Origin of the sequence: Bacillus sp. RC240, assembly GCF_044907945.1 — a bacterium.
Classification (GTDB): domain Bacteria; phylum Bacillota; class Bacilli; order Bacillales; family Bacillaceae_G; genus Bacillus_A; species Bacillus_A mycoides.
In genome coordinates, this window is the sequence record NZ_JBIYCT010000014.1 from 62,026 (window position 1) to 74,151 (window position 12,126).

Annotated in this window: 7 protein-coding genes, 9 tRNA genes, 1 rRNA gene and 1 pseudogene; all 18 read right to left on the bottom strand. The window is 37.6% G+C overall.

The window, feature by feature from the left end; all coding sequences use genetic code 11:
* Window positions 1-262: 262 nt before the first annotated feature.
* Window positions 263-2,230, bottom strand: coding sequence for a S9 family peptidase (locus tag ABH955_RS27015; protein WP_404449316.1), 1,968 nt, complete (start codon window positions 2,228-2,230; stop codon window positions 263-265).
* 360 nt (window positions 2,231-2,590) lie between these two features.
* Window positions 2,591-4,393, bottom strand: a complete 1,803-nt coding sequence (gene glmS, locus ABH955_RS27020; protein WP_113938308.1) for a glutamine--fructose-6-phosphate transaminase (isomerizing) — start codon at window positions 4,391-4,393, stop codon at window positions 2,591-2,593.
* 12 nt (window positions 4,394-4,405) lie between these two features.
* A pseudogene (locus tag ABH955_RS27025) lies at window positions 4,406-4,591 on the bottom strand (hypothetical protein).
* A gap of 285 nt (window positions 4,592-4,876) precedes the next feature.
* On the bottom strand, window positions 4,877-6,223 hold the full coding sequence (gene glmM, locus ABH955_RS27030; protein ID WP_002139928.1) for a phosphoglucosamine mutase: 1,347 nt from the start codon (window positions 6,221-6,223) through the stop codon (window positions 4,877-4,879).
* Complete coding sequence (locus ABH955_RS27035) at window positions 6,216-7,703, bottom strand: CdaR family protein (RefSeq protein ID WP_404491863.1); 1,488 nt, start codon at window positions 7,701-7,703, stop codon at window positions 6,216-6,218. Before ABH955_RS27035 ends, glmM begins: the two co-directional genes overlap by 8 nt.
* Entirely contained in the window at window positions 7,696-8,517 is an 822-nt protein-coding gene (cdaA, locus tag ABH955_RS27040) for a diadenylate cyclase CdaA (RefSeq protein WP_002091475.1), read from the bottom strand. The genes ABH955_RS27035 and cdaA overlap by 8 nt, the downstream gene beginning before the upstream one ends.
* A gap of 248 nt (window positions 8,518-8,765) precedes the next feature.
* On the bottom strand, window positions 8,766-9,659 hold the full coding sequence (rocF, locus tag ABH955_RS27045; protein ID WP_404457912.1) for an arginase: 894 nt from the start codon (window positions 9,657-9,659) through the stop codon (window positions 8,766-8,768).
* Window positions 9,660-9,934: 275 nt separating this feature from the next.
* Window positions 9,935-11,080, bottom strand: a complete 1,146-nt coding sequence (locus ABH955_RS27050) for a glycerate kinase (protein ID WP_404449309.1) — start codon at window positions 11,078-11,080, stop codon at window positions 9,935-9,937.
* Between the two features lie 127 nt (window positions 11,081-11,207).
* Window positions 11,208-11,280: transfer RNA gene (locus tag ABH955_RS27055), tRNA-Ala, on the bottom strand.
* 10 nt (window positions 11,281-11,290) lie between these two features.
* A tRNA-Gly gene (locus ABH955_RS27060) sits at window positions 11,291-11,362 on the bottom strand.
* A 5-nt stretch (window positions 11,363-11,367) separates the two neighbouring features.
* Window positions 11,368-11,443, bottom strand: a tRNA-Lys gene (locus tag ABH955_RS27065).
* A gap of 5 nt (window positions 11,444-11,448) precedes the next feature.
* Window positions 11,449-11,523, bottom strand: a tRNA-Gln gene (locus ABH955_RS27070).
* A gap of 65 nt (window positions 11,524-11,588) precedes the next feature.
* A tRNA-Tyr gene (locus tag ABH955_RS27075) sits at window positions 11,589-11,672 on the bottom strand.
* Window positions 11,673-11,688: 16 nt separating this feature from the next.
* A tRNA-Val gene (locus ABH955_RS27080) sits at window positions 11,689-11,764 on the bottom strand.
* A gap of 5 nt (window positions 11,765-11,769) precedes the next feature.
* A tRNA-Glu gene (locus ABH955_RS27085) sits at window positions 11,770-11,844 on the bottom strand.
* 26 nt (window positions 11,845-11,870) lie between these two features.
* Window positions 11,871-11,943 (bottom strand) — tRNA-Thr (locus ABH955_RS27090).
* A gap of 4 nt (window positions 11,944-11,947) precedes the next feature.
* Window positions 11,948-12,022: transfer RNA gene (locus ABH955_RS27095), tRNA-Asn, on the bottom strand.
* A 9-nt stretch (window positions 12,023-12,031) separates the two neighbouring features.
* A 5S ribosomal RNA gene (rrf, locus tag ABH955_RS27100) occupies window positions 12,032-12,126 on the bottom strand; the annotation flags it as partial.

The window sequence follows — 12,126 nt, forward strand, 5'->3', positions numbered from 1 at the left end:
CTACAATCAGATTTCGGTTTTTTGATATACAATAGATTACCTAAACTATTCACAATTGGATATAATACAAACTTATCTATAGAAGTAATTTATATTTATATAAACGTTATAAGTTACCTTATAACGTTTATCTATCTGAAAATCTAATAATACGTATACTTGCAGATGAACCAGAAGCAAGAGCTACAATCACAAGCTAAATATGAAAACAGCCCTCCTTATGAAGACTGTTTCATCCTTATGTATCCTGTGAGGATATCCATTATAAAACCCTAAAATCTTTCATACTTTCTCCAAGAATATAGTGTGAAAACCACATCAAATTCTGCTTCATAATAGCCACATTCATTCCGGGCTGGTCAGAACTATATGCCATTCCTTTAAATATAATTAATTCTGCATCCACTTCCATATCCCTTAATCCTTGATATAGCTCATATGCGTTTAGAGTTGGAATTCTTGCATCCTTTTCGCCATGTTGGATTAAGGTGGGCGTACAGGCTGATTTAATATATGTCATTGGCGATGTTTTTGTATATATATCTGGATCATTCCATGGAGTATTTCCTAAATGCATTCTAATAAAGTAAGGGATATCTGTATTTACATAATGGGTACTCCAGTTAGTAATTCCGCCCCCAACTGAAATAGCTTTAAATCTATTACTAAACGTAGAACAGAAGGCTGATATATATCCTCCGTTACTCCATCCCATAACTCCTACTCTATCTTTATCTACCATCCCTTGCTCAACTAGTTTATCCACTCCAGATATAACATCATCATAGTCAGCAATTCCCTGTTTTCTATAGTTTGCTTTTAAAAATTCATTACCATAACCAGAACTTCCCCTATAGTTTGGCTCTAAAACGATAAAGCCTTTTTCAACAAACTGTTCAATCGGATATTTCTCATTAAAACAGTCTGAAAATATCGGAAAGGATGCCCAAGCTGGTCCACCATGGATTACTACTAATAAGGGATATTTTCCATTTGCGTCAAACTCTACTGGAGTTGATAAAACACCCTCTATTTCAAGACCATCACTACTTTTCCATGAGATTATTTCTCTATTACTTTTAAGCTTTCCTTCGAAAAAGATATTTTCATTCGTTATTTTTTTATCGTCTAAATAGATTTCAAAGGTTTCATTTGTAATAGCTTTATTATAGGATATATGTTTTCCATCCCTTGTTATAGAAGCATCCATTATAAAGCCATCTACGTTTTCACTTAACATTTCTACAGTGCCATCCTCAGATAGCAAGCCAGTGAGGTAATTCGTTTTATCCTGCCATCTAATTAAAATTCCTTTAGCTGTCCACTGTAATGGCATAACCGTACTATCAAAATCTAGTAAAGGTCGAATTAGCTCTCCATTATTCATATCATATATCTCTAATGTACTGTCTTGTATATGAGTCTTATAGTACTCCTTCTCCCTTATGCTTGCTGAGTAACATATTTTGCTGCCCTCAGGAGAAAAGCAAACGCTCTCTCCTAACAACTTATCTATATTCATTTTTTGTAGTTTGCCAACTTCAATATCTAATATGTATAGATCACCATTCATATAATCGCTTAGGCTTGGCGTAGCCATAAATACAACCTTTTTCCCATCATTTGAAATATCAAAGTTATGTATATAAAAATCCTTACCCTCAGTTAATTGATAAACACCGCTAACCTCTCGCTCCTCTTTATCATTTTGTATCACTTTTTCTATTTCAATGTAATATAAACAATTATTCCGATGTTCCTTACCTGCATGTTGGAAGTCCCCATATAGCTCTTTACGTTTCTTTATTTCCTCACATTCTTTTGACTGTGCAACATAATAAAAACCTTTACCAGTAGGCTCCCATTTGAATGTACTGACCCCTTCTTCCTCATCAGTAATTTGTAACTCACTATAACCATCTATTGACTTAACAAAGATTTGATTTTTCTTATTATCCCCCTCACCAACTGGGTTAAGGTATGCGATATCCCTAGAATCTGGGGACCATAATGGGTGTATACTGTCTATATCCCCAGTTGTTAATGGGTAACTCTGCTCCTTATCTTTTTCATATATCCATATATGATTCCTATATGTATTTTCTTTCCAGTTAGCTGTCTTCTTAACAAATGCTACATTTTTGCCATCGTCACTTATGTTTGTACTTGATAAGGTTGGTAATGAAATAATCTCTTCTATACTTAAATATGTTTTTTCTTTCACCTTCATTAATAAACCCCCTCGTAATGTCTAGTAATCTAATTTGTTCAATAAAGTGAAACTTTAATCAGTGGTTTTTTTCCATCAACGAATATCCGAAAAAACAACAGAAAATTCAGTTAAATAAAAGTAGTTCCGTCCCAAATTCGATAAAACCTCATGTTGTCTGCCGGTTTTTATACTTTTTAAATCCCACTGCCAGTTCCTTGCCCCTCTTTAATCCACTTATCGATTTTAGATGTTCTTTTTTTTCGACACAAAAATGCCCCTTTAGATAATCATATCCAAAGGGGCAAAGCTTCACAACTTTTTTATAAATGTCGTGACTTTATTTTAAATTTACAATAATCTAGTTACTCTACCAATCTCCTACTCAACAGTAACAGATTTAGCTAAGTTACGTGGCTTATCAACGTCACATTCGCGGTGAAGCGCTGCGTAGTATGAGATAAGTTGGAATGGAATAACTGCTACTAGCGGTGCTAGTGCTTCGTGTACAGCTGGTAATACGAAGCTGTCTCCTTCCATTTCTAAGCCTTTCATTGAAATGATACATGGGTTAGCTCCGCGTGCTACTACTTCTTTCACGTTACCACGAATTCCAAGGTTTACGTGCTCTTGTGTAGCAAGGGCGATAACTGGTGTACCGTTTTCGATTAAGGCGATTGTACCGTGTTTTAATTCTCCTCCAGCAAATCCTTCTGCTTGGATGTAAGAGATTTCTTTTAGTTTTAACGCACCTTCTAAACCTACGAAGAAGTCTACGCTACGTCCGATGAAGAAGCAGTTACGCGTTGTTGCTAAAAATTGTTTTGCTAATGCGTCCATCTCTTCTTTTTGATCACAAAGTACTACCATTGCATTTGCTACAAGTCCTAATTCATGTGTTAAATCGAAATCAAGAACCTCACCTTTTGCTTTTGCAATGTCAGCCGCTAAGATTGAAAGTACTGCAAGCTGTGCTGTGTATGCTTTCGTCGATGCAACTGCGATTTCTGGTCCTGCATATAAAGGAAGTGTATAATCAGCTTCACGAGAAAGCGTAGAACCAGGTACGTTTGTAATTGTTAATGCTTTATGACCCATTTCATTTGTTTGCACAAGTACTGCACGGCTATCAGCTGTTTCACCACTTTGTGAAATGTAAATGAAGAATGGTCTTTCTGTTAATAATGGCATGTTGTAAGAGAATTCACTTGCTACATGTACTTCAACTGGTACTTTCGCAAATTTCTCAATGAATTGCTTTCCAACAAGACCTGCATGATAACTTGTTCCACATGCAATGATGTAAATGCGATCGCTATCTAAAATTGCGTTACGGATATCTTGATCTAATTCAATTCCGCCATTTTCATCTTGGTACTTTTGAATAATATTACGGATTACAAGTGGTTGCTCGTCGATTTCTTTTAGCATGAAATGAGGATACGTTCCTTTTTCAATATCACTTGCGTCTAATTCCGCTGTAAACGGTGCACGTTCAATCGTTTCACCTTGTAAGTTTTTAATTGTAATGCTTTCTTTTGTTACGATTACCATTTCTTTATCCATTAACTCGATAAATTGATCTGTAACTTGTAACATCGCCATAGCGTCGCTTGCAATAACATTAAAGTTATCACCAGCACCTACTAATAGCGGGCTTTTGTTTTTAGCAACATAAATCATGTTTGGATTTTCAGCATCAAGTAGTCCGATTGCGTAAGAACCATGTAAAAGAGATAACGTTTTTCGGAACGCATCTTCTACACTTAGTCCTGTACTTACTTGTTGTTCCATAAGCTGCACGATAATTTCTGTATCTGTTTCACTTACGAACGTTACATCTTGTAAATATTCTTTTTTCACTAATTCATAGTTTTCAATTACACCGTTATGAACTAGTGTAAAACGTTTTGATGTACTTTGATGCGGATGCGCGTTTAATTTGCTTGGAACACCGTGTGTAGCCCAGCGTGTGTGACCGATTCCCACGCTTGCTGCTACATTCTCTTCTACGACTTCGCGAAGTTTTGCAATACGGCCTTTTTCTTTGTATACAATAACACCGTTCTCTGCTTGTACTGCAATACCTGCTGAATCATATCCGCGATATTCTAGCTTTTCTAAACCTTTTAATAAAATTTCCTTTGCATCTTGCTCTCCAATAAATCCTACGATTCCACACATGTTTAGTCGCCGTTACAAATGCTTACACTGCTCTGCGAACATGTAACGACATAGTCCGATACCATTTTTATTTATACTAAAAAACGGATTACATATTGCTAGCCCTGTAAGCTTGTAACGGCTTTCACCTTCCTCTCGATTGGGTTAAAGTCCGTATATACTTATACAGCTAGTATTCATCCGTTCCTCTTCTCTCATCACACTTTCACCTTTGTCCACTAAGTCACCTTAATGTTTTAAGTAAAAGATTGCGGTTGTGATGAACAACCGGGAGTCATCCGCCGAAATCTCGATAAACTCCACCTCGTCAACTACACTACTTGTAGTTCTGGCGCTTTTATAATTTACAATATTTCCTTTGAGAAAAAGAACAAGACCATCGTATAACAAACAATATAAATCGTCAATGAAATTTTTTTCATTGTCTATAAAAAATATGAAAAAGGAGCACTTTTTGTGCTCCTTTTAAATAAAATCGGCTAATTATTCAACGCCAACTTCAGCTTTCACAACTTCTACAATACGATGTACATACCCATCACAAATTTCTTGTGTCGGTGCTTCTGCCATTACACGAATAAGTGGTTCTGTTCCAGATGGACGAACAAGAATACGACCGTCTCCGTTCATTTCTTCCTCTACAACACGAATAATTTCTTTAATTTTCTCATTTTCTAGTGCTAGTTTCTTATCTGTTACACGAACATTTACTAGTAATTGTGGAAATTTTGTCATCTCGCCTGCAAGCTCAGATAATGGTTTTTTCGTCATTTTCATGATATTTACAAGTTGAAGTGCACTTAACATTCCATCACCAGTTGTAATGTAATCAAGTAAGATAATATGACCTGATTGTTCTCCGCCCAGGTTATATCCACCACGTTTCATCTCTTCCATTACGTAGCGATCACCAACTGCTGTTTTATCACTTGTAATATTGTTTGCTTCAAGCGCTTTGTAGAAACCTAAGTTACTCATAACTGTTGAAACAACTGTATTATGTTTCAATTGACCAGTTTCTTTCATATACTTCGCGCAAATAAACATAATTTGATCGCCATCAACGATGTTTCCTTTTTCGTCTACTGCGATTAAACGGTCTCCGTCACCATCAAAAGCAAGACCAATGTCAGCACCTTTTTCTTTTACTAATTCAGCTAATACTTCTGGATGCGTAGAACCTACTCCGGCGTTAATATTCATACCGTTCGGTGAAGTTCCCATTGTTGAAATATCAGCTTCTAAATCTGCAAATAAATATGGAGCTAAAGAAGATGTAGCACCATGTGCACAATCTAAAGCAATATGTAAACCAGAGAAATCTTCCTCTACAGTTTGTTTAATGTATTGTAAATATTTTTGTCCACCTTCAAAGTAATCACTCACTTGTCCAAGGTTAGTACCTGTTGGACGTGGTAGCTCATCAACTTCTTTGTCTAATAACGCTTCAATTTCTGCTTCTTGCTCATCTGTTAATTTAAATCCATCTGAACCGAAGAACTTAATTCCATTATCTTGTACTGGGTTATGAGATGCAGAGATCATAACACCTGCTTGCGCCCCTAAAGCTTTTGTTAAATAAGCCACACCTGGTGTAGAAATAACACCAAGGCGCATTACTTCCGCTCCAGTTGATAATAGGCCTGCTACTAAAGCTCCTTCTAGCATATGTCCAGATACACGTGTATCACGGCCAATAATTACTTTTGGACGATCTGTATCTTTTGTTAATACATAGCCGCCAAAACGTCCTATTTTAAAAGCTAATTCAGGTGTTAATTCCTTATTTGCAACCCCACGTACTCCGTCTGTACCAAAATATTTACCCATTATTATTCGCTCCTTTTTCGTGCTCTTTTTGATTATCTACTGTTGGTTCTTGGCTCGTTTCTTGGCCATTTTCTTTTTCTTTGTCTTTTTCTTTGTCTTTATCTTTTTCCTGATCCTTTTCTGGATTAGGTTCAGGATTTTTTGGTTTTTCAGTTTGATTTTCTTGATTGTTTTTTGAATCTGGTTGTTCAATATTACCCTGTACTTCTTTATCCGGCTTTTCTTTCTTCACAATTGTGACTTTAGCACTTTTTTGTTTTGCTTCTATCGAAATATTACCAGGACCACTCACTTGAATAGAAACATCTTTCGTCCCCGGAGATACATTTTGCAGATTAATCGCCGCTGTTATTTGAGCAACTGTTATTTTATCTACTATACTTGCTTCTCCTGAAATATCAACGCTTATCTTTCCATCTTGTGGCGAAAGTAGCTGCGCAGTAACATCATTCGGAATTCCACTTTTTTGAATCGGGATACCATCAATAGTTTTACTTTTCGTTTGTTTTACCTTTTGTACCCCTATGGAAACCTTCACTTGATTTGGTTTTGCACTTGTTACACCTTTTGGCAATAAAACAGAGGCATCGAATGTTGTAGAATCCGTCAATTGACTAAGATCTACCTCGACCCCCTCTATAGATTGTATATTATCCAAAATGTCTTTTGGACCTGCTATCGTTACTTCTTTTGGTTCAACACTAATATTTGTAACAGCTAAACCTTCTGGTAGATTCCCTTTTTTCGAATATGTTAAAGGAACTGTTTTTTCGACATTATTTGCTGTAGCTTGTGTCGCTACATTCACCGTTACACTTATTTTAGATGGACTTGTTTTTACATTTAAACGTTTTCCTTCTTTATTGTATAATGTAACGTCTGCTGTTTTTGTAACTGTTTTATTAACACCTTTTAAATCTATATATGCCTTAGCAGATGAAATACTTTCTATTTCTTCTTTTGTTCCAACTACTTCAACAGTGTCAGGCTTAATACTTGATTTCTCAATGGTAGCACCTGCTGGCATCTGGTCTTCATTTGATAATTTTAAATCTACATGAACATACTTTTTCGCTTTTTCATGAAGAGTGACTTTAATTGTTGCTGGCTGAACTGTCCCCTTCACATCATCTGGAAGCCCGTTCGCTTTTAAAGAAACTTCATAAGTTCCTTTTTGACTATCTCGCAAATCAACTGATATATCAAATTGTTTTTTTGCTTTTGCTGTAGCAACTGCTGATTTTGGGCCTTCCAACTTCACCTTGACTCCACCTGCTGGAATACCACTTACAATATATTTCTCTTCATCATACTTAAGGGTAATAGGATAATCAGTTAATGTTTCTTTCGTTTCATTTACGAAAGGTAATATACTCGATGTCGTATTTTTTTCAGTTAAAGTTGCTGACATAAAAAGCATACACGCCAATAGTAATGAGATTCCTTTTAAAAACCAATGATTCTCCATTAACTTATCCATGACGCTTTCTCCTCCAATTCCATAAAGACGAAGAAGTCGTTTTTTCGTTCCCACTAAATTCAGCTAACAACATATCCTTTAGCTGTTCTGTCTTCAAATCACGATGTAACTCACCGTTTTTCGTTAAAGAAATTTGGCCTGTTTCTTCCGACACAACTACTGTAATACTATCGGTGACTTCACTAACTCCCATTGCAGCGCGATGCCTAGTTCCTAACTCCTTAGAAATAAATGGGCTTTCTGATAAAGGAAGGTAACATGCTGCTGCTTTAATTGTACTTCCCTGCATAATTACTGCTCCATCATGAAGAGGGGTATTAGGGATAAAAATATTAATGAGTAATTCCGATGATACATTTGCATTTAGCGGAATACCCGTTTCTACATAATCATCCATCCCAGTCTCTTTTGACAAAGTAATTAGTGCACCAATTCTACGTTTTCCCATATATTCCGTTGCTTTAGCTATCGCTGTTGCAACAATTTCAGGTTCATCTTCCCCCTGATTTCCCACACGCGAAAATAAGCTACCCCGTCCTAGCTGCTCAAGTGCTCTTCTCAATTCTGGCTGGAAGATAATAATAACGGCTAAAAATCCCCACGTTAATACTTGTTCCGTTAGCCAATATAGCGTATGCAATTCAAGTAAAATACTAATCATCCGGACGACAATAATAACTGTAATACCTTTTAAAAGTTGCACAGCCTTCGTGCCCCGAATTATAAGAATTAGCTTATATATAATAAACCATACAACAGCAATATCTAATGCCGTACTAAGATATTTCAAAATGGTCGTATCTTCAAAAGGCATGCTAACCCTTCCTCCTACTTACGAGCAATTCTATCCATATATTGAAATATTATTTTATGCTCTATCTGTATGTATTTCCAACAACTAGTTAATTATACCATACATGAACCAAACGACAATTACAAACGCCCCCCTTTAGCTTAAATTGGTAAGATGTCAAACTTTCTTATCCTACAGTATAATATAAGTCATTATTATACGCCTATTTTCAAATAAAAAAAGCAACTTCTCAGTTGCTTTTCTTACATTTATTTTAGTTTTTCACCGAATAAAGAACCCATTAAAGCAACCGCTGTTGTTGCTGTTCTATTTCTCTCATCTAAAATCGTATTTACTTCAACAAATTCAGCAGATGTAACAATATCAGCTTCTGCTAACATTTCCATCGCTAGGTGGCTTTCACGATACGATAGACCACCAATTACAGGTGTTCCAACTCCTGGTGCGTCATGAGGATCAAGCCCATCTAAATCTAATGATAAATGAACACCGTCAGTATGAGATAAATACGCAATTGTTTCTTCCATAACAGCCGTCATACCCATACGATCAATTTCATGCATTGAGAATACTTTAATGCCTTCTTCACGAATAAAGTCCTTTTCTCCTTCATCTAATGCACGTGCACCGATAATTACAACGTTCTCTTTCTTCACCTTTGGATATGACCCGTATAAGTCTACAAGTGAAGAATGTCCATATCCTAAACTTGCAGCAAGTGACATACCGTGAATATTTCCAGATGGTGAAGTCTCTTCTGTATTTAAATCACCGTGTGCATCATACCAAATAACACCTAAATTTTTATAATGTTTCGCCACACCAGCTAACGTACCGATAGCAATACTATGATCGCCGCCCAATACAAGTGGAAAACGACCTTCTTCTATACTATGATCAACCTTAGTCGCTAGTTCGTTACATACAGTTGCAACTTGAGTAAGGTTTCGTAATTTTGTATTTTCATCTACTTCTTTTTCTCTCTCTATACATATATCTCCCATATCTTTTACGTCATATCCAATTTGTTCAATTCTTTCAACTACCCCTGCATAACGGATCGCGCTTGGTCCCATATCAACCCCACGACGCATCTGTCCTAAATCCATTGGAACTCCAATAACTGAGATTTCTTTTTTCATAGATAGTATCCCCCTTTTATGCCTTCACTAAATATTTTAAATCTTTTATATAGTCTGACTCAACTCGACATTTTTCTGCATGGATATACATTTTATTCACTTATATTTACGTTAGAATCCCAATTTTTAAACCATTCTATGTATAAAGTTAAGTTAACTTAATGAACCAACTAACTTTTCTATCAGCTAATATTTTTATCAGTGCTTTTCTCCATCACCACCTAGGATTACACAAGATACCCTCAAATAACTGGATAAAAAAAACACTTCTACATTTAGAAGCGTTTTTTTGATGCTAGTTTCCACACTGCTGCAATATTTTTTGCTGTCATTTCGATATTCTCTTCTGCCGCTTTATATGCTTCTTCTAATGTCATTGGGCTAGCCGTAATACTAAACACTGCATCAATTCCCTTTTCGTAAACAGTCGTATAATTCGAGGATACAGATCCACCAATAGCAATTACAGGAATATGACGACATTTCGCCCGCTTCGCGACACCAACAGGAGCTTTTCCATAAGCTGTTTGTTCATCTATCCTTCCCTCACCAGTTACAATAAGATCGGCACCCTCTATACACTTATCAAAATTTGTATAATCTAATACAATTTCAATCCCTTTTCTTAGCTGTCCCTTTAGTACTGCAACGACAGCCGCTCCCATTCCTCCAGCTGCCCCTGTACCAGGTATTAGGGACACATCAAAAGATACGTACTGTTTAAGTATATTAGCATAATGTTTTAAATTCCCGTCTAGCTCTTTCATCATCTCTACATTCGCACCCTTTTGTCTCCCAAATACAAAAGACGCTCCCTTTGGTCCAACTAATGGATTGTCGACATCACATGCTGCTTCTAGCTTTATATCCTTCAAACGTGTATCCATACGAGAAAGGTTAAGAGCAGTAATCAAATGTAATGTTCCTCCAGAGGGCTCAATTACTTCACCTTTCCTATTAATAAACTCTACGCCTAAAGCAGACAACATACCTGCCCCACCATCATTTGTAGCACTTCCTCCAAGCCCTAAAATAATGTGTTTAGCTCCTTGATCTAATGCATGTAATATCAGTTCACCTGTCCCTTTTGTAGTTGTAATAAGTGGGTTTCTCTTTTCAATTGGAACGTGTTGTAATCCTGATGCTGCCGCCATTTCAATAAATGCTGTCTCCCTATCCTTAGACATACCATAATAGGCTTGCACGCTCTCTCCAAGCGGCCCTGTCACATTAAGTGATATAATTTCCCCCATTGTAGCACCAACAAGAGATTCGACCGTTCCTTCACCTCCATCTCCAATTGGTACTTTAACGTACTCTGCTTTAGGAAAAACTGCTGCAAAGCCCCTTTCAATAGCTTCACATACCTCTATAGCTTTCAGGCTTTCTTTATATGAATCCGATGCAATGACAACTTTCATAATTATCCCCCCCCTTATTCAATCCCTTTTTTTCATTTTAAACGATATACGGAAAAGTTTCCTTTTTGAGTGAAATTTAAACACAAAAAAAGCTTACATCATTTGATGTAAGCTTTCCCTATTTATATGGAGCCTAGCGGGATCGAACCGCTGACCTCCTGCGTGCAAGGCAGGCGCTCTCCCAGCTGAGCTAAGGCCCCTTAGTAATTAAGCGGAAGACGGGATTCGAACCCGCGACCCCAACCTTGGCAAGGTTGTATTCTACCACTGAACTACTTCCGCGAAAATGGTGAGCCATGAAGGATTCGAACCTTCGACCCTCTGATTAAAAGTCAGATGCTCTACCAACTGAGCTAATGGCTCGTAAATGGCTGGGCTAGCTGGATTCGAACCAGCGCATGACGGAGTCAAAGTCCGTTGCCTTACCGCTTGGCTATAGCCCATTAATATTTACTAGTATGGTTATCTTTTCAAAAAAATAAACCCTCTCAGGTTATTTTAAAGAAAATGGTGGAGGGGGGCAGATTCGAACTGCCGAACCCAAAGGAGCGGATTTACAGTCCGCCGCGTTTAGCCACTTCGCTACCCCTCCGACATTTAAAAATATATGGTGGAGGATGACGGGATCGAACCGCCGACCCCCTGCTTGTAAGGCAGGTGCTCTCCCAGCTGAGCTAATCCTCCAAAAGTGGTGACCCGTACGGGATTCGAACCCGTGTTACCGCCGTGAAAGGGCGGTGTCTTAACCACTTGACCAACGGGCCAAAAAAAAAAACAAAAACTTTTCCCAAGCTTCCAACCGGGCTTGAACCGGTGACCTCTTCCTTACCATGGAAGTACTCTACCAGCTGAGCTATGGAAGCATAATGGCTCCGCAGGTAGGAATCGAACCTACGACCGATCGGTTAACAGCCGATAGCTCTACCGCTGAGCTACTGCGGAATAATATAAGCCTGGCAACGTCCTACTCTCACAGGGACAAGGTCCCAACTACCATCGGCGCTAGAGAGCTTAACTTCCGTGTTCGGTATGGGAACGGGTGTGAC